The organism is Flavobacterium phragmitis, from assembly GCF_900112575.1.
Lineage (GTDB): Bacteria > Bacteroidota > Bacteroidia > Flavobacteriales > Flavobacteriaceae > Flavobacterium > Flavobacterium phragmitis.
Genome location: NZ_FOMH01000008.1, coordinates 1 through 19,477, shown reverse-complemented (window position 1 = coordinate 19,477; position 19,477 = coordinate 1). Strand labels below are relative to the sequence as shown.

At 36.4% G+C, this 19,477-nt stretch carries 15 protein-coding genes; 9 read left to right on the top strand and 6 right to left on the bottom strand.

Going from position 1 to position 19,477, the window contains the following annotated elements:
- Positions 1-84 precede the first annotated feature (84 nt).
- The 3 genes from BM289_RS14955 to BM289_RS25660 all read left to right on the top strand — a co-directional run bounded on the left by BM289_RS14955 (position 85) and on the right by BM289_RS25660 (position 2,092).
- The gene (locus tag BM289_RS14955) at positions 85-1,227 is read left to right on the top strand and encodes a cytochrome-c peroxidase (protein WP_091494953.1); all 1,143 of its coding nucleotides are present in this window, start codon (positions 85-87) and stop codon (positions 1,225-1,227) included.
- 225 nt (positions 1,228-1,452) lie between these two features.
- Complete coding sequence (locus BM289_RS25860) at positions 1,453-1,587, top strand: VOC family protein (protein ID WP_394332981.1); 135 nt, start codon at positions 1,453-1,455, stop codon at positions 1,585-1,587.
- Positions 1,588-1,876: 289 nt separating this feature from the next.
- Entirely contained in the window at positions 1,877-2,092 is a 216-nt protein-coding gene (locus BM289_RS25660) for a hypothetical protein (RefSeq protein ID WP_244165382.1), read from the top strand.
- A 619-nt stretch (positions 2,093-2,711) separates the two neighbouring features.
- Here BM289_RS25660 and BM289_RS14940 read toward each other — a convergent pair.
- Both BM289_RS14940 and BM289_RS14935 read right to left on the bottom strand, forming a co-directional pair.
- Positions 2,712-4,709: a heavy metal translocating P-type ATPase gene (locus BM289_RS14940; RefSeq protein WP_091494949.1), complete on the bottom strand. Its 1,998-nt coding sequence runs from the start codon at positions 4,707-4,709 to the stop codon at positions 2,712-2,714.
- 289 nt (positions 4,710-4,998) lie between these two features.
- Positions 4,999-5,691, bottom strand: a complete 693-nt coding sequence (locus BM289_RS14935) for a LexA family transcriptional regulator (RefSeq protein WP_091494947.1) — start codon at positions 5,689-5,691, stop codon at positions 4,999-5,001.
- Between the two features lie 103 nt (positions 5,692-5,794).
- Between BM289_RS14935 and BM289_RS25340 the strand changes: the two genes are divergently transcribed.
- The 4 genes from BM289_RS25340 to BM289_RS14915 all read left to right on the top strand — a co-directional run bounded on the left by BM289_RS25340 (position 5,795) and on the right by BM289_RS14915 (position 9,414).
- Positions 5,795-5,989: a hypothetical protein gene (locus BM289_RS25340; protein ID WP_143102088.1), complete on the top strand. Its 195-nt coding sequence runs from the start codon at positions 5,795-5,797 to the stop codon at positions 5,987-5,989.
- 152 nt (positions 5,990-6,141) lie between these two features.
- Positions 6,142-7,215 carry a hypothetical protein gene (locus tag BM289_RS14925; protein ID WP_091494943.1) on the top strand — a complete coding sequence of 358 codons (1,074 nt, stop codon included), beginning with the start codon at positions 6,142-6,144 and terminating at the stop codon, positions 7,213-7,215.
- A 35-nt stretch (positions 7,216-7,250) separates the two neighbouring features.
- On the top strand, positions 7,251-8,309 hold the full coding sequence (locus tag BM289_RS14920) for a hypothetical protein (protein ID WP_143102087.1): 1,059 nt from the start codon (positions 7,251-7,253) through the stop codon (positions 8,307-8,309).
- A gap of 52 nt (positions 8,310-8,361) precedes the next feature.
- Complete coding sequence (locus BM289_RS14915) at positions 8,362-9,414, top strand: hypothetical protein (protein ID WP_091494938.1); 1,053 nt, start codon at positions 8,362-8,364, stop codon at positions 9,412-9,414.
- A 464-nt stretch (positions 9,415-9,878) separates the two neighbouring features.
- Here the strand turns inward: BM289_RS14915 and BM289_RS14910 are convergent, their stop codons facing one another.
- From BM289_RS14910 to BM289_RS14895, 4 genes are all read right to left on the bottom strand, one after another.
- A complete protein-coding gene (locus BM289_RS14910) occupies positions 9,879-11,141 on the bottom strand; it encodes an efflux RND transporter periplasmic adaptor subunit (protein ID WP_091494936.1) in 1,263 nt (420 codons plus the stop codon).
- Between the two features lie 2 nt (positions 11,142-11,143).
- Complete coding sequence (locus BM289_RS14905; protein WP_091494934.1) at positions 11,144-12,391, bottom strand: TolC family protein; 1,248 nt, start codon at positions 12,389-12,391, stop codon at positions 11,144-11,146.
- Positions 12,392-13,449: 1,058 nt separating this feature from the next.
- On the bottom strand, positions 13,450-16,578 hold the full coding sequence (locus BM289_RS14900) for an efflux RND transporter permease subunit (RefSeq protein ID WP_091494932.1): 3,129 nt from the start codon (positions 16,576-16,578) through the stop codon (positions 13,450-13,452).
- Between the two features lie 107 nt (positions 16,579-16,685).
- Positions 16,686-17,009, bottom strand: a complete 324-nt coding sequence (locus tag BM289_RS14895; protein ID WP_244165381.1) for a DUF6660 family protein — start codon at positions 17,007-17,009, stop codon at positions 16,686-16,688.
- A gap of 237 nt (positions 17,010-17,246) precedes the next feature.
- Here BM289_RS14895 and BM289_RS14890 point away from each other — a divergent pair, with 237 nt between their 5' ends.
- Positions 17,247-18,368 carry a hypothetical protein gene (locus tag BM289_RS14890; protein ID WP_091494930.1) on the top strand — a complete coding sequence of 374 codons (1,122 nt, stop codon included), beginning with the start codon at positions 17,247-17,249 and terminating at the stop codon, positions 18,366-18,368.
- Between the two features lie 10 nt (positions 18,369-18,378).
- Positions 18,379-19,137 (top strand): porin family protein, encoded by a 759-nt coding sequence (locus BM289_RS14885; protein ID WP_091494927.1) that lies wholly within the window; start codon positions 18,379-18,381, stop codon positions 19,135-19,137.
- Positions 19,138-19,477: the final 340 nt, after the last annotated feature.

Below are 19,477 nucleotides of genomic sequence, written 5' to 3'. Positions count from 1 at the left end.
GGTTTCAGGTTTCAAGTTTCACGTTCTGTTGCAACTTGAAACCTGAAACCTGAAACTTCAAACAAATCAAAAAAAACAAAAGAATTGAAAAAACTAATCCTTCCACTCCTATTCCTTTTAGGATTATCGGCATATAATGTGGCTGAAGGCCCTGATTATACCGATATTCAGGAATTACGAAAACTGTATTCCAGCGGAGATGCTTCAAAATGGCCAACCGCTGAACTGCATGAAAGTATTGATAAATCTAAATTTCAGGATATTGGCGTACTTCCTGCGGTGCCTTATCCTGCTTATAATCCCTATTCAAAAGAAAAAGAGAGTTTGGGAAAAATCTTGTTCTTTGATCCAAGGTTATCGCGAAGCGGCCAAATTGCCTGCGCTTCCTGTCATAACCCAGAATTGGGATGGACAGATAATTTAACGCGTTCATTTGGACACGATCGCCAGACAGGAAAACGCAATTCTATGACCATTTTAAATTCGGCCTATGCTACTTCCCTATTTTGGGACGGACGCGCTTCAAGTCTCGAAGATCAAGCACAATTTCCTGTTGCTGATCCTTTAGAAATGAACGAAAAATTGACGATTGCTGTAGATAAAATTGCTAAGATTAAAGGTTATAATTCTTTATTTACAGCGGCTTTCGGCGATAAAAAAGTGACATTAGAACGAATTCAATATGCCATTGCGACTTTCGAAAGATCAATCAACAGTCCGAAAAGTAAATTTGACCAGTTTGTAAGCGGAAAATCAGAGATTTATACTGATCAGCAGGTAAAAGGACTTCATTTGTTTCGAACTAAAGCGCAGTGTATCAATTGCCATAACACGCCATATTTCAGCGATAATCAGTTTCATAATGACGGACAGACTTTATTTGGCACCAAAAACGAAGATTTCGGTCGTTATAATGTTACTAAAGATGTAAAAGATATTGGTAAATTCAGAACGCCGACACTTCGCGAAGTGGTAAACACCAAACCTTGGATGCATCACGGACATTTTCCAACTTTATTGGATGTTGTGGAATTGTACAACTTAGGAAATCCTTCTCCTGTTCAGAAAAAATATCTGGGGACAGCAAGAGATTCTTTAATTCCAAAATCAGATCCGATGCTAAAAAAACTGGATTTGAGTAAAGAAGAAATAAGTGATTTATTGGCATTTATTGAAACTTTAAGTACGCCGACAAGAAGAATTATTTATCCTGAAATGCCGAAATAATTTAGTCAAAATTTGATTTTTATTTTGCCCCAACAATTTTGCAAATTTCTTAAGCCCTTTTCATTTTTGAAAAGGGCTTTTCTATTTATAAAACACAACTCTTCCATACTTTTTCATTATACTTTTATTAAAGCTTAGAATACTTTAGTAATCTAAATAAAAACTTCATTTTTTAAATTTGTTTGAAACAAAAAGAAGTATTCATTCTTCTAAAAAAATACCATTATGAAATTAGAACACATACAAATTCAGACCAGCAATATTCAAAAAACAGCTGCTTTTTATCAAGATATTCTAGAACTTCCCATCATAGAAAAAACTATAGGTTCAGTTAGGAAATTCCATTTTAAAATTCATTGAAGAACCTAGCTTTCAATCTATTTATCATTTTGCTTTTAATATTCCCGAAAACAAACTCAATGAAGCGATTGAATGGTGTCGAAACAAAGTAGATTTAATTGTAATTGAAGATCAAGATGTTATTACCAATTTTGAGAACTGGAATGCTCATGCTGTCTATTTTTATGATAACAGCGGTAATTTATTAGAGTTCATCGCCAGACATGATCTTGACAATTCAGAGAACAAAGCATTCAGTTCTCAATCTATTTTAAATATCAGTGAAATCGGAATTGTAAATGAAAATCCATTGGAATTAGGAAATGAATTAATCTCTAAATATGATTTAAACTTCTTTTCTAAAAACACAAATAGTGAAGCTTTTGCAGCAATTGGAGACGATCAAGCTTTACTGATTATGGTAAGGCCAAATCGAAATTGGTATCCAACTCAGATTCCATCAGAAAGTAATCCTGTAAAAATTACTTTGGAAAATGATGAAAATACAATTGATTTGAAATTTTAATTCCAAAATCTGCTTTAATCTGCTAAATCTGCGAGAAAATTATTTTGTTTGCTTTGTAATTTTATTTCACGCAGATTTCAAAAGTTTATTATTATTAAAATCAATATTAAATCTGCTTTAATCTGCTTTAATCTGCTAAATCTGCGTGAAAAACCTTTTTTGTCTCCCGCAGATTTAGCAGATTTAGGTGATTTTTACCTTACATTGTTTTTTTTAAAACCTCATCTTCTGAATTCGACCGGAATTCAAAAATCCGTGGAATCAGCGATAAAATATTTTTCGAACTTTATAATTTTATTCACGCAGATTATTATTTATTAAAATCAATATTAAATCTGCCAAATCTGCTAAATCTGCGAGAAAATTATTTTGTTTGCTTTGTAATTTTATTTCACGCAGATTTCAAAAGTTTATTATTATTAAAATCAATATTAAATCTGCCAAATCTGCTAAATCTGCGAGAAAATTATCTTGTTTGCTTTGTAATTTTATTTCATGCAGATTATTATTATTAAAATCAATATTAAATCTGCTTTAATCTGCTAAATCTGCGTGAAAAACCTTTTTTGTCTCCCACAGATTCGGCAGATTTAGGGGATTTTTACCTCACATTGGTTTTTTAAAACCTCATCTTCTGAATTCGAACCGCATTCAAAATCGCCAACAACGCCACGCCAACATCAGCAAAAACAGCTTCCCACATCGTGGCGAGTCCACCAGCGCCTAGAATTAATACAAACGCTTTTACCACAAAAGCCAAAGTAATATTCTGCCAGACAATCTTTTTGGTTTGTTTTCCGATATTGATTGCCATTGCAATTTTGCTTGGTTTATCGTCCTGAATCACCACATCGGCGGTTTCGATCGCCGCATCGCTTCCTAAACCTCCCATTGCAATTCCGACAGTGCTTAAAGCAATTACAGGCGCATCATTTACTCCGTCGCCTACAAAAGCAATTGTTTCGTTCTGAGCCTTAATTTCGTTTACTTTATGGACCTTATCTTCCGGAAGCAAATCTCCAAACGCTTTTGTGATTCCGAGTTTCTCAGCTACAAACTGAACCACATTGGTTTTATCACCGCTCAACATTGTTAATTTTACTCCCAACGATTTCAGTTTAGAAACGGTTTCTTTTGCGTCTTCTTTAATTTCGTCTGCAATGGTTAAATAACCTGCAAACTTTCCATCATACGCAATGGCAATCGTGGTGTAAACTATTGACGAAGGATCAATATCATATGGAATATTAAATTTATCTAGAAGCTTAAAATTCCCTACATACAGTTCTTTTCCGTTAAAAATAGCTTTTAATCCGTGTCCTGAAATTTCTTCGATTTCTTTCAGTTCAACCGAAGGATCAATTTTCCCTACGTGATTATGAATCGCAGTAGCAACAGGATGTGTGCTTCGGCTTTCTAAAGCATTAACCAGTTTTAGGATTTCTTCTTTATCAAATTCTGGTTTTATAAAGACTTCCTGAACTTTAAAAACACCTTCGGTCATGGTTCCCGTTTTATCCACCACAACATTCTGAATGGTTGAAATGCTGTCCAGAAAATTACTGCCTTTAAACAGAATTCCGTTTTTACTTGCAGCCCCAATTCCGCCAAAATAACCTAACGGAATACTAATCACCAAGGCACACGGACAAGAAATTACTAGAAAAACCAAAGCTCTGTACAGCCAGTCTGAAAAAACATAATGATCTACAAAAAGCATTGGAACCAAACAAATCGCAATGGCCAAATACACCACAATTGGCGTGTAGATTTTTGCAAATTTTCTAATAAATAATTCCGCAGGTGCTTTTTTGGTTGTGGCATTTTGAACCAATTCAAGAATTTTAGACAATTTACTATCGTTATAGGCGGTTGTTACTTTTACTACTGCAATCGTATTTCCGTTAATCATTCCAGCCAGCACCGTTTCGCCTTTCTTTTTCGTATCTGGTTTGCTTTCGCCAGTTAAAGCTGCCGTATTAAACGAAGCCGAATCGGATACTAATTCGCCGTCCAAAGCCAGTTTTTCACCTGCTTTAAGCTGGACGATCGCTCCAATCTGAACGTCTTTTGCCTTTACTTTTACAGTAGCATTATTCTCTAAAACATTTACCTCATCCGGGCGTGAATCTAAAAGACTTTTTATGTTTGATTTTGCTCTGCTGACTGCCATTCCTTGGAAAGTTTCTCCAATCGTATAAAACAGCATAACCGCTACACCTTCTGGATATTCGCCAATAGCAAATGCACCGATTGTGGCAATGCTCATTAAGAAAAACTCAGAGAAAACATCGCCTTTTACAATACTTTCGTAAGCTTCTTTCATTACTGGAAAACCAACCGGAAGATAAGCAACCACGTACCAAACTATTCTAACAATTCCGGTAAACCAACTTTGCGGAAAATAATTATCAAACCCAATTCCGATTAGCAGTAAAACAAACGAAATGATAGATGGCAAAAACAGCTGAAACAAACTGCCTTCAGCATTATGTTCGTGGTCATGTCCGTGATTGTGTCCATCGTTTTCAGAATGTACTGGTTCGTCATGCGAACAGCAGCAGGAAGGTTTCGGTTTATTTTTTATATTTTTTACTTCTTTATCTTGATGTATCATTCTTTTAGTTTCAGGTTTCAGGTTTCAGGTTGGAGTTTCTCTGAAACTTGGTTTTAATAATGCCCTAAATTTACACCTTTTGTTTTAAAGTTTTATGCCACAAAGACCCTATTTTTTCTGCCGCAAAGACGCTAAGACGCAAAGTTTTTTTACATATAGAATAAAATGAATTATTTGTCATTTCTCTAGTTCGTTTATTCTTTAATTTGAAAAACTTTGCGTCTTAGCGACTTTGCGAGATTCCTTTAATAAAAACTTTGTGGCTTAGTGACTTCGTGTCCAATCATTCCTAAAACTGCGCATTAACCCTTATAGAAGCTTTTACTAAAGCCAGCGCTTTAATACTGCTTACTGGAAATTCTACCGTTTGATGATTTGGGTTTTGGGAAACAAATTCTATATAAGACTCTTTCTTAGATTTATTTAAAAAACGGGTTAAAAAAAACTCGTTTCCATCGTTATTTACATAAACCAGATACATTTCGCCCCAAATTATATTGTTTTCAGGAGTATTAATCTTTTTAAAAATAACAATATCACCGTTGTTTAATAACGGATACATACTATCACCCGCTACATACAAAGCGCCATCGCATTCAGAAATCTCAGGAATGCTGATATAATTTACCGGTACCTGATTTTGGTTTTCGCCAAATAAATCTACAATGCCACTAATGCTGTGTACATTATAAAGAGGAATATTTCGACTGCCTACCTCCTGCTCTACTGCTATAAAAGGATTAACAGCAGCTAAACGCTGTCCTTTAAACATAGTACCATTTCCCGTTAAGAGCCATTCTGGGTCTACATCTGTATATTTTCTTAAGATATTTTCTAATTTATCTACTCCGATCGTCTTATTATTTTTAAGCTGGCTGGCAAAAGAACCATTGGACATGCCTACTTCACGCTCTAAAGTACTCACTTTAATACCTTTTGCATCTATGTATTGCTTAATCCTCTGTAGCGTATTCTCTGTCATAAAGCAACTTTTTAGAAAAAATCTTACTTTTATATATTTGTTTTAAGATATATCTTATTATATTTGTCCCGTTCTTAATACAAAATGAACAATAGACAAAAATATGAAAACAAAGTCGAGTTACAATCAAGATGTTCTAAAGATTATCCACGACCGTTACGGATATTCTTACGACTACATTCGAAAGGCCATTCGTGGCGATCGGGTTGGTCCTATGAGCGACACCTTAAAAGCCGAATACAACAAACTCAACAACGAAGCTTTAAAAGCCATACAAGACAAGGCTACCAAACTATAAGCTTTCTGCTTTTTTCCAAGAGTTTCCAATACCACTTCCGGAAACCAATTCAAAGCCTTACTTCCTCCCAAGCTAAAAACAAGTTGCAAATGAAATTTTCCTTTTAGGAGAATTTAAAAACATTTACTAACAAACTTTTAATTTAAAATTTTATGAAAACGCATGTACTGCTGACACTATTTTTATGGTGCACAGCAACAGTTACGTATTCTCAGGTAGGAATGACAACTAACAACCCAAACAAAGATGCTGTTTTGGATTTAAACAATTCTGATGGTACCAATACGAAAGGTTTATTGCTGCCAAAAGTAGCACTTATAGAAACAACCGATCCCTCTCCATTTAGTACTCATATAGCAGGCATGAAAGTATACAATACCAATACATTCTCATGGATTACTCCTTCTGCAGCAGTAACACCTGGTGTGTATTATAACGATGGCACTAAGTGGGTACGTGAAGCATCATCCTCTTCAGCATGGGTTCTTCCTGGAAATACGGGTACAAATGCAACTACCAACAGAGTTGGAACACTTGATGCTGTCGATTTTGTAACGAGAACAAATAACGTTGAACGAACAAGGGTTAATTCTTCGGGACAGCTTATGATTGGTACTCCATCTGTACTCACAGGTGGTTCTGGCACAAAAATGATGGTTAACAACGGGACTACAGCAGGAGCCTTGCAATTACGCGATGGTACACAGGCAGCCGGCAAAGTCCTTACCTCTGATGCAAATGGACTGGCAACCTGGCAGACTCCTGTACCCGATATATTTGATGAGCCTACTTTTGGAACAACCGCAACAGCAGGCGCTGTAATACCAGCCTCACCAGATAATGTTTACTATTATACCGGCAGTAGTGTAACTCTTCCACCAGGCAAATGGGCAGTAAGTATTTCTGCTCTTATAGGAAAAACTGATGGATCATGGACTGCAGCAAATGAAATGTGGTGGATTCGTTCTACTTTTAGCAATAGTCCCACCACACTTACAATGTCTGGAGACGTTACAAATGTAAGACAACTATCCGGTTTGTTACCTGGTAATTGCCTTTATTCCATGATAACGGGAATAATTACAATAAATAATACTTCAACAGCTGATAAAACCTATTATTATATAGCTGGAAATCCTTACACATCTAGAACCACAGGAACTGTAACATTCCCAAAAGCTGGAGCCGGTGAAAATAGACTTGTAGCAGAGAGGGTTAATTTTTAATTAAAAGAGAAAACTACTTCTAAAAAGTAAACGAAATGAAAAATTACTTCAAAATAGCAGGGCTAGTGTTGTTTTCTGCCCATTGTATGGCACAAACAGGAATCATCAATAATAATCCCGATAAAAATGCAGTGGTTGATTTAAATCCAGGCGGTTCGATAACCAATACAAAAGGACTTCGTCTGCCTAATGTGAAATTAAAATCAACAGATCTTCCTGCACCGCTCTCTACCCATGTAAGTGGTATGATGGTCTATAATAATGCAACTGACGGAACAAGCCTCAAACAGGTTACTCCCGGGGTGTATTGCAACGATGGTACGCAATGGATTAGGGTTGACTCTGGAAACAGCCTATGGGGATTGTCAGGAAATTATGATACAGCACCAGCCACAGATTTTATAGGTACTACAGACGCTGTCGATTTTGTAACCCGTACCAATAATACGGAACGTATGAGAGTTACTGCTGCAGGAAAAACATTAGTAGGCACAACAACGGTACCCACTGGCGGTGCCAATTCAAAATTAATCATTGCTGGCAGCACAACAGGAGCACTGCAAATTAAAGATGGTACGCAAGGCACAAAAAAAGCGTTGACATCAGATGCAAATGGTGTAGGAACTTGGCAATCACAGACCTCCAGTAATTTAACAAAGCAGCCTTTTTCAACTATTTCTGGAATTAGTATTCCTGCTACCTTAACTAGTGGTTCCTATATTTACACTGGAAGCTATATTACACTCGGTCCTGGTAAATGGTTAGTATCTGCTAATATATTATTGACAAAATACAGCGTAATGACTAACTCAGTTGAAAGTTGGTGGGTCAGATCCTCCTTTAGTGACAGCAGTACTGCTTTAGATTTTAGCCCAGATATAGTTGGTGGTAAATTAATTAGTGGAGTTTTACCTCCATCATGTGGTTATTCATTTTTGAATGGTTCCATTATTATTAATAACACTTCGGGAGCCAATAAAAAATATTACTATATGGCTTGCTGGGTAAACACTGTAAATGGAGTTGGAACTATAGAAAAATTTGCCGCCTCCGTTTTTGAAGAAAATTATATTACATCGCAAAAGATACAATAATTGTATCTCTCAAAATCTGAAGACAAGACTGCTTTTTTAAAAATAATAAAAAATGAAAAAATCTTATATAACATTATTACTCTATTTTTTCTTTGTTTTACAAGGACAATCTCAAGTGGGTATTCCTAGTAATAATCCTAACAAAAATGCGATACTGGACTTAAACCAGACAGATGGTACTAATATAAAAGGATTGTTATTGCCAAAAATAGATCTAAATGCTACAAATAGTACTCTTCCCATGAGTGAGCATAGCGCCGGAATGTACATTTACAATACAGCTGACAGAGGAAGCACAACTACTCTGGTGAAGCCAGGGCCTTATTTTAATACTGGTACAGAATGGTATTCTTTATTTTCTATTAATAATGGCTGGTCAACAAAAGGAAATGCAGCCACCAATGCCACTTCCAATTTTATAGGAACTACAGATGCCGTTGATTTCGTAACCAAAACAGCAGGAATTGAACGCTATCGAATGACCAGTTCTGGTCAATGGTTATTAAACACAACCACAGTACCTACTGGAGGAACCAATGCAAAAGTCATTATAAACAGTAGTGCTTCCGGGGCTTTACAACTAAAAGACGGTACAGAAGGTCTAGGTTATGTATTAACATCTGATGCGAATGGAGTGGCAACCTGGAGAGAAAAAGAATTAGTACTGAACTATGCTACCATACCTCCAAGCGGGGTTAATGTCTTGGCTACACCATTAAATACCTGGTATTATAGCAATATAAACATCACACTCCCGCCTGGCAAATGGCTAGTATCTGTCACTATGTTATTAAATAAAGGATCGAGTACAGCAGTAACAGCTGCTAATGAATTCTGGAGTGTAAGCTCAAGTTTTAGCAATAGTGCTACCACTTTAGCTATTTCCCCAGATATTCAAACGAACAAAATGCTTATTACTGGTATGTTATTTCCCGGCTGTATTTATAATTTCATGAAAGGTTCTGTTATTATTACTAATTCAACTGCTGCTAATAAAACCTACTATTATATGGCAAGAGCAACTGGCAGAAATATGACAGGTCAAATAGCAAATTTTGGAGGACCTTGGGCAGAAAATGTGATCACTTGGAGATCGATGCCATAACAAAGTACATAAAAAGTATAACCAGATTGCGCGGAAATTAAACACAGCGATAGCGCGGATTTGCAACCTTACCCGCAACGATAAGACACAAAGCAAAAAAGCTGTAAACTTAAAATTTACAGCTTTTTTTATGTTTAAATATTTGCTTTTTGATTTAGGGTCTGGATTAAAAATCGGAGTTATAGCATCTTCGGGGTTTTGAATATAGCTCGCGATTTCAACCCAAAATTTGAAAACATAGCCTGCGGTTTCAACCGCAGGATCGCAACGTGAATATACAACCACCAATACCATACGGAAATTCTAGTGTGATTTCTCCTTACGTCGAAATGACAAATAGTACGTTTATTCCATGTAAAAAACTTTCCAATGTTGCTCCCCATATCTATCGGGATTGCGAGATTCCTCTAATAAAACTTAAAAAAAAACTTTGCGCCTTTGCGCCTTTGTGGCAAAACCACTTTTTAGTGCGAATGTTCTCCCCCGCCCTTCATTGCCGACAATAAATAAAAAGCGCCTTTGGTAACAATTTTTGCTTGCGGCCCAATATTATCCACAAACTTAATTTCGGTAAAACCTAAATCTGTGGTTCCGGGCATTACTTCAACGGCTTTAAAATGAATTTCTTTTTCGTGAGCTTCTTCTTTTTCGCCTGCCGCGTGTTCGTGTTTTTCTTCTGCGTGCGCTTCTTCTTGAACAAAAACAAAGTATTTATCAGCATTTTTGACCACTGCGTCTTTTGGAAGCGCCGGAACTGTAGCATTCGTAATATTAATGTTAGCCGAAACATACATTCCCGGAATTAAACCTTTAGCATCGGCTGGATCAATTTTAGCGTGTACAGCAACGGTTTTGCTTTCATTGGAAAACGATTTATTGATTCCGAAGATTTTTCCTTTAATCGATTTATTGGACTGATTCGTCAATACAAAATCAATTACCTGACCAATAGAAATTGAACCCAAATCTTTTTCATACACATTTAAGTCCAAATGCATCTGACTGTTGTCTACCACTTCAAACAAAGAAACGCCTGTATTGGCGAAAGCGCCTTTGGCAATATTGATTTTCCCAACATAACCATTTATCGGCGCAACAATAGGAACTAAAGACGAACTTCCTTTTGCTCCAACATGCAAAGCATCTAATTTGTTTTTTGCCGCCTGAGCACGAGCTCTTTCGGCTGCCAATTTGGCTTTTACTTCCTGAAATATCTTTCTCGGATTTACATTTTCGTCGCTCAAGGTTTTCTGGCGATTGTATTCTAACTGCAGATATTCAACATTTGCCGTTGCCGACTGGTATTCTTCCTGCATTTCAATCACTTCCAGATTTTGGATTGTTGCCAAAACTTTTCCTTTATTGACATAAGTTCCTTCTAGAACAAAAATATCCTTTACTGTTCCTCCTATTAAAGTCGAAACTTCCGCAGAATTTTGAGGTGGCACTGTGGTGTAACCATTGGCTTTAATAATTTTATTCAGATTTCGGTCTTCTACAAATCCTGTTTCAATACCGACTGTTTTGTATTGCGATTCTGTTAAGGCAACTTCTGTACTTGATTTTTCTTCTTCGTTTGGTTCTTCAGTTTTCTTTTCATTGCATGCAATTAATGTAACCGCAAAGCACGCAAAGACAAAGCGCAAGGCACGCAAGGAAATTAAACTTTGCGCTCTTTGCGAAACCTTTGCGCCCTTTGCGGTTAAATAATTAAGTATACTTTTCATGATTAATTGTTTTTGATGGTTGGGAATTGGAGTTCGATTGCACTTTGATTGTAGCTATGTGTTGCTTCTGCATATTGTTTTTTAATATCAATTGCCTGATTCAAAAAACTGATATAAGACCAGTAACTCATATCGCCATTAGCATAACTTTTCTGTGCCGTTTCAATGATTTGATTCGCATATTGCAATCCTTCGTTTTGATAATAATTTAGATTCTTCTGCTGTTTTTTGAAGTTGTTTTGCAACTCTTCTTTTTGCAAATTCAAAATCATTTTGTTTTTATCTAAAGCCAATTGCGACTGCGAAATACCAATTTCTGCTGCTTTGGCTTTCGTTGTATTCACTCCTCCAAACAACGGAATCTGTAATCCAGCCGTAAAACCCTGAAACAAAGATTCTGTATTAATAGTTTGGGCAAAATATCCCAATCCAACTTTTGGCGTTCTCAAGGCTTTAAATGTTCCAGCTTCTTTTTGATAAACCGAAATTTGCTGTTGAGATAATTCTGTTATCAAGTTTTCTGCTTTTGAATTTTGTTCATTTTCAACAAAAACATATTGCAAAGCCGTATTTGGATCGGGAACAATATTTTCGTTCGTCTGAATAAAAAACTGAAGCTGTTTTTGATAAATCGCCAAATCGTATTCTAGCTGCGTTTTCTGGGTTTCAATTTCTTTGACTTTTGCTTTCGCAGAAATCACTTCGATATTCCCGCTTTCTCCTGTTTTGAATCGGAGTTCGGCATTTTTTAGGAATTTGGTATAAATTTCATTCAATTCTGAGTTTAACTTCTGAATTGAAACGCCATACAGATATTGGTAATAGGCTAATGTTACCGCTTTTTCTATTTCATAAGCTGATAACGCTTTTCGTTTTTCGGCCAATTTTGCCAATTCTTCTTGTAATTGTCGGTTGGCTTTTGTGATATTTCCCAAAGGAAAAAACTGTTGTACAGAAACATTATGATCAAAATCGACACTATTGAATTGTCCGCCTTGATACTGTACTTGCAAAGGATCTGGCTGGAAAGCTGCTTTTTTTAGAACGGTTTGTTTCTCGATTTCTTTATCGGCTATTTTTAAGTCGATGTTGTTGGATTTGGCGAGTTCTATAGCTTTTTCTAGGCTGATAGAATGTTGTGCAAATGTTGCTGTACTTGCCAATAGAAACGTAATTAACCACAAAGTACGCAAAGGAAGCGCGAAGTACGCAAAGAATTTTATGTTGACTTTATATTGTGTTTTCATCATTTTTTATTTTTATTTCACGCAGATTTTAAAAGATTTTAGCAGATAAACGCAGATTATTTTTTTAATTAAAATCTGTAGAATCTGCTTAAATCTGCAGAATCTGCGTAAAAATCTTTTTGTCTCTCGCAGATTGAGCAGATTTTTTGATTCTATTTTTTAATCCGCCATATCTGCGTAATCTGCGAGAGATTCTTTTAAATTGATAATTTAGTTCACGCAGATCTAAAAAGATTTTAGCAGATAAACGCAGATTATTTTTTTAATTAAAATCTGCAGAATCTGCTTAAATCTGCAGAATCTGCGTGAAAATCTTTTTGTCTCTCGCAGATTGAGCAGATTGAGCAGATTTTTTGATTCTATTTTTTAATCCGCCATATCTGCGTAATCTGCGAGAGATTCTTTTAAATTGATAATTTAGTTCACGCAGATCTAAAAAGATTTGAGCAGATTAGCGCAGATTATTTTTTTTAATTTAAATCTGCAGAATCTGCTAAAATCTGCAGAATCTGCGTGAAAATCTTTTTTTGTCTCTCGCAGATTGAGCAGATTTTTTTTCTCTTTTACTAATCTGCCATATCTGCGTAATCTGCGAGAGATTCTTTTAAATTGATAATTTAGTTCACGCAGATCTAAAAAAATCTAAGCAGATTAGCGCAGATTATTTTTTTTAATTTAAATCTGCAGAATCTGCTAAAATCTGCAGAATCTGCGTGAAAATCTTTTTTTGTCTCTCGCAGATTGAGCAGATTCTTTTTTCTCATTTTATTAATCTGCCAAATCTGCGTAATCTGCGAGAGATTCTTTTAAATTGATAATTTAGTTCACGTAGATCTAAAAAGATTTAAGCAGATTAGCGCAGATTATTTTTTTTAATTTAAATCTGCAGAATCTGCTAAAATCTGCAGAATCTGCGTGAAAATCTTTTTTTGTCTCTCTCAGATTTGGCAGATTGAGCAGATTTTTTTGATTCTTTTTAAATCATCTGCATAATCTGCATAATCTGCGAGAGAAATTTATTTTCTACACGCAGTAAAATATTATCTAATTATCTAATGTTCTCATTTTCTAATTAAATCTTTGCGGTTAAATCTCTCCAACAATAAATACAAAATTGGCAGAACGATTAAGGTCAATAAAGTTGCTGAGACTAAACCACCAATTACTACGGTTGCTAGAGGTTTTTGAACTTCTGCCCCACCGCTTGTCGATAATGCCATTGGCAAGAAACCTAATGAAGCAACTGCAGCCGTCATTAAAACGGGACGCAATCTGGTTTTGGTTCCGATGATGATTCTTTGGAACGGATCTGAAATACCTTCTGCTTTTAATTGATTGAAATAGGAAATCAATACGATTCCATTTAGAACGGCAATTCCGAATAAAGCAATAAAACCAATTCCGGCAGAAATACTGAACGGCATTCCTCTCAGCGAAAGCGCAAAAACGCCCCCAATCGCCGATAACGGAATCGCAGTAAAAATCAGTAAAGCTTGTTTGATGCTTTTGAAAGTAAAATACAATAAGACCAAAATCAGTCCTAACGCAATTGGCAAGGCAACTGAAAGTCTTTTGGAAGCTTCGATTAAATTTTCAAACTGTCCGCCATACGTCACATAATAACCCGCAGGAAGTTTAAAACTTTTATCCAGTTTTGCCTGAATTTCTTCAACCACGCTTTTAATATCTCGTCCGCGGACATTTAAACCGACAGTAATTCTTCGTTTTCCGTCTTCGCGGATGACCTGCACCGGACCTTGTTCATAATCAACAGAAGCGACTTGAGAAAGCGGTACCTGCTGTCCGTTTGGAAGCGGAATAAACAAATTACTCACATCGGTAATATCAGCACGATTGTTTTCATCCATTCGCACTACAACATCAAATCTTTTGCTTTCGTCGTAGATTTTACCAGCACTTTCTCCAGCAAATGACGAACGGATAATTTGATTGATATCGGAAATATTCAATCCGTAAAGAGCAATTTTGTCGTAATCGTATTTTACCGTAATCTGTGGTAGACCTGTGACTTTATCGGCTTTTAAATCGCCGATTCCGTCAATGCCTTTTATTTTCGAAATCAATTCGGTTGCTTTGGCGTCTAGGATTTCCAAATCATCGCCAAAAATCTTAATAGCGATATCAGATCGGCTTCCAGTCATTAATTCGTTAAAACGCATTTGGATTGGCTGAGAAATCTCAATATTAGCGCCCGGAATTACTTCCATTTCTTCTTTCATGGCATTGGCCAACTCTTCCCAGTTATGGTATTTGCCTTTCCATTCTTTTTTGTCTTTTAAAACAATAATCAAATCCCCGCTTTCAATTGGCATTGGATCTGTCGGAATTTCACCACTTCCGATTTTGGTTACAATGGTTTTGATTTCTGGGAATTTGGCTTTCAGAATCTGTTCGTATTTGGTCGCCGTTTCAACCATCTGCGTAAGCGAACTTCCCGTCATAATTGTGGCATTGATGGCCAAATCGCCTTCTTCGATTGTTGGGATAAATTCGCCTCCCATATTTTGGAAAACGACAAAAGCAAAAGCAAATAATCCAACCGCAACAGAAAGCACTACTTTTTTAAATTCTAGCGCTTTTTTTAATAATGGCATATAACGGCTTTCTAACCAAGCAATCATACGGTCGCTGAAGTTTTCTTTGTATTCGGTTTTTTTCGAAAGAAACAAAGCGCTCATCATCGGGATATAAGTCAGCGAAAGAATAAACGCTCCAATAATGGCAAAACCAACTGTCATGGCCATTGGTTTGAACATTTTTCCTTCGGTTCCAATTAAAGCCAAAATCGGCAGATAGACAATCAGAATAATGATTTCTCCAAAGGCGGCGCTGTTTCTAATTTTCGAAGCCGAATTATAGACTTCTTCGTCCATTTCTTCCTGTGTGAGCTCTTTTTTGTTTTTGAATTTCTGTAAATGATGCATCGTGGCTTCCACAATAATCACGGCGCCATCGACTATGATTCCAAAATCTATCGCACCCAAACTCATTAAGTTTCCGCTTACGCCAAAAGCATTCATCAGAATCACTGCAAACAGCATCGCCAGCGGAATAACTGAAGCCACGATTAATCCTGCACGAAGATTTCCTAAAAATAAAATGAGTACAAAAATTACAATTAGAGCTCCTTCTAAAAGGTTCTTTGTAACTGTTTTAATAGAATTATCAACCAGTTTTCCTCTGTCAATAAAGGCTTCGGCAACAACTCCTTCGGGAAGGCTTTTGTTGATTTGTTCCATTTTTTCGTGCACTCTTTTTACAACGGCACTGGAATTTTCTCCTTTTAACATCAGGACCATTCCGGAAACAATTTCTCCTTTTCCGTCTTTGGTAGATGCTCCGTAACGCAAGGCAACACCTTCGCGAACCTGCGCTACATTGCGCACTAAAACAGGGGAACCGTTTCGGTTTTTTACCACAACATTTTCAAGGTCTTTAATCCCTTTTGCCATTCCGACGCCACGGATAAAATAAGTGTATTGATCTTTTTCGATATAAGCACCACCCGTATTTTGATTGTTTTTTTCTAAAGCATCAAAAATCTCGGTAATTGTAACGCCCAGACTATTGAGCATATTTGGATTTACGGCGATTTCATATTGTTTTAATTTTCCACCCCAGGCGCTTACATCGGCAACACCTCGAATTCCCTGCAATTGCGGAATAATAATCCAATCCTGAATTGTTCTTAATTCTATTGCGCTATATTTGTTTTCGTAGCCTTTTTTGGCATAAACATCATATTGGTAAATTTCACCTAGACCAGTTGAAATTGGCGCCAACTCGGGAGAATTGACATAATCCGGAATGTTTTCTTCGGCTTGTTTGAGACGCTGGAAAATCTGCTCGCGCGCCCAGTAAATATCAACATCATCTTCAAAAACAACGGTCACAACCGATAATCCAAAACGGGAAATACTGCGGAGTTCTATAATATCCGGAACTGTTTTTACCGCTCTTTCCAGCGGATAGGTAATTAACTGCTCGACTTCCTGACTTGCCAATGTCGGTGCAGTCGTGATAATCTGTACCTGATTATTGGTGACATCGGGAAGGGCATCTAGTGGTAATTTTTTAAGCGAATAGCTTCCCCAAGCTATCAAGACAAGGGTAAATAATAGTATAACGAATTTATTTCGTATACTAAACTGAATGATTTTATCTAGCATTTGAAATATATAATGACATGAGAAATGAGACAACTAATTGTCTTTAAACGTGCGGAATGTCCACAACTCTCCCGCCCATTTCCCGTTTTACAGGATGGGCACAATCATTATGCTATTTGAGGGGGTTGCCAAATACTTCCGTAGAAATCGGAAATAAAAACAGAATGGTAATTGGGTAAAGAAACTGTAATTAAGCTGTAAGGTACAGGAAATTCAAAATTTAAAGGAGTCTGATAACTTAAAACCTGAGCACCACAACAGTTGCAGGCGCAAAATGGTGAACACAAATCATTTTCTTTATCGTGAGAATGATTGTCCTCTGAGGCAAATTGTGCTGTTTTATGCATAGCGCTATTCACTTCCATATCTGCACAGGGCATATTTGAAAGTGCCATCAAATAAATTGACATTACAATTGCTATCCATTTCATGAGTGTAAAAATAATAATTTATTGTTTTCCTTTTCAAAAAAAACATAATCGACTGACAACTAGATACATTTCTTAAAATTTTATACTTAACAAAAGAATTTTTAGTTAACTTTAACACTAATTACCACATATTCTACACTCCAGTAAAGCAAAAGATAAGCCGAAATTCCTTCAGAATACATTAGTGCACTATTATTTCAAGCAGTTTTATTTAATCAATTTAAACACCTCTAGTCAATGAAATGTAAAAAACTAATATCAGCCTTTTTCTTATTATGCAGCATTCCATTTTTTGGTCAGGTTTACACTGACAAAATCGTAGGAGAAAAAAATCAGCAATTAAAAGACAGTTTAAAAACAGAAGAATATCCATACGCACTACCCATTTGGGGAGAAAAAGTAGCTCAAAAGGGATACAAACTTCCTTATTCTGCCGGATTATCCATCAACTATTTTTGGCAGGATTCTCAAATCAACATCAGTGATCTTAACGTTGGCTTTAATAACGGACCGCAATTTAATCTGGACGAAATTGTTCGTTTTGATAAATCCTCTGTAGAAGCGGGTGCCTTGACCATCCGACCAGATATCTGGCTTCTTCCCTTCTTAAATATTTACGGAATCTTTGGAAAAGCTAATACCGCAACCAAAATCAACGCCGGAATCTGGGTTCCGGACGCCGATAATAATTGGTCGCAGGTAGCTTCCTTCAGTACAAAAGCTAATTTTAACGCTACTACTTTTGGTTTCGGTATGACACCAACCATCGGAATTGGCGGAGGCTGGCTGGCACTAGACATGAATATGGCATGGACAGATATTAGTTCGCTGGACAAACCTGCTTTTTCGTATGTTTTTGGGCCGAGATTAGGTAAAACTTTTAAGTTTCATAAACCAGAACAAAACATCGCGGTTTGGGTTGGTGCATTCAGGGTGCATATTTCTGGAGATACTAACGGAAATATTCCTCTGTCTGATATTTTTGATCTTACCAACGCACAGCAAAAAGTGGATGATGGATTGACAAAAGTAAACGAAAATCAAACCAAAGTTGATGATTGGTGGAATGGCTTGACTCCCGCGCAACAGGCAAATCCGGTAAATAAAGCAAAACATGAAACTGCCAACCGTGCCTTGGACCGAGCAGGAACGTTTTTAACGCATTTGGATGGCGCTTTAAGTACAGCAGGATCTTCCTCTGTGCAATATTCACTGCAAAAAGCGCCAAAAGACATGTGGAATTTTATCGTTGGTTCACAATTTCAATATAACAAACATATCATGTTTCGTTTTGAAGCTGGTTTCTTAGGAAGCCGTACACAGTTTCTAGGTGGCCTTCAATATCGATTTGGACTTTAAAACCTATTTTATGAAAAAAGGTTTATGTATAATTCTCGCTTTATTCTTTATAAATCAGGCAAAATCCCAGGTTTTGATATCCTTAATTTTTGGAGATAAACTGAATTCTCCTTTTCTCGAATTTGGTCTGGAAGGTGGCATCAATCTTTCGGATATTTCTAATTTGGAAAGTTCAGGATTAAATCCTGGGTTCAATCTTGGTTTTTATTTTGATATTCGTTCCAAAAAAAATCCCGCATGGATGATTAATACTGGGGTTATTGTGAAATCGCCAATGGGTGCGCGACATATTCCGGTGTATTCTTTAGACGATGAAAACCTTGATAATACTTTTGAAGGCGGTACTGTCAATCGGGAAATTCGATATTTTAATGTTCCTATCTTACTTAAATACCAATTCAAAAACAGAATTTATGTCAAAGTCGGCCCACAATTCGGACTTCTGGCTTCTGCTTTTGATGAATTTACCAATGAAATCAATAAAAATGATGTTACGTACAAGAAAAAAATCAGAGACGAAATTCGGGTTATTGATGCCGGAATTGCTTTTGGAACGGGTTATCACATGAATGTCGGCAACGGATTAAACATCACGATTCAATATTATTACGGTTTAGTTCCTGTTATGAAAGGTGACGGGCCAAATGTTTACAATAGGTCTTTATACCTAACAGCGGGAATTCCGATTGGAAAAGGCAAAGCGGCGCAAAAAAGAGCAGAAAAAGATGCTGAAATGAATAAGGTTATTTTGCCTGAAGATGAGAAATAATAAGTTATATACTTTGGGTATATTTTTAAACACATAGAAACATAGTTTTTATTTGTCGATAAAAGGCGTTTCACTTGCGATAAAACACATAGCTATGTGTTTAAAAAGTTTAGCCACAGATTATAAAGATTAAAAGGATTTATAAAAATCTGCTAAATGTATAGAGATAAATAAGCCACGAATTTCACCAATTTCCACAAATTATAATTCGGGAAAATTGGTGCAATTTGTGGCAAAAGATTAAACATATAGTCTCTATGTGTTCAAATCTAGATTTGTTCTCTTCTCTTTTTACAGATTTAAAAAAGTCTATGTTTCTATGTGTTTAAAAAGTTTAGCC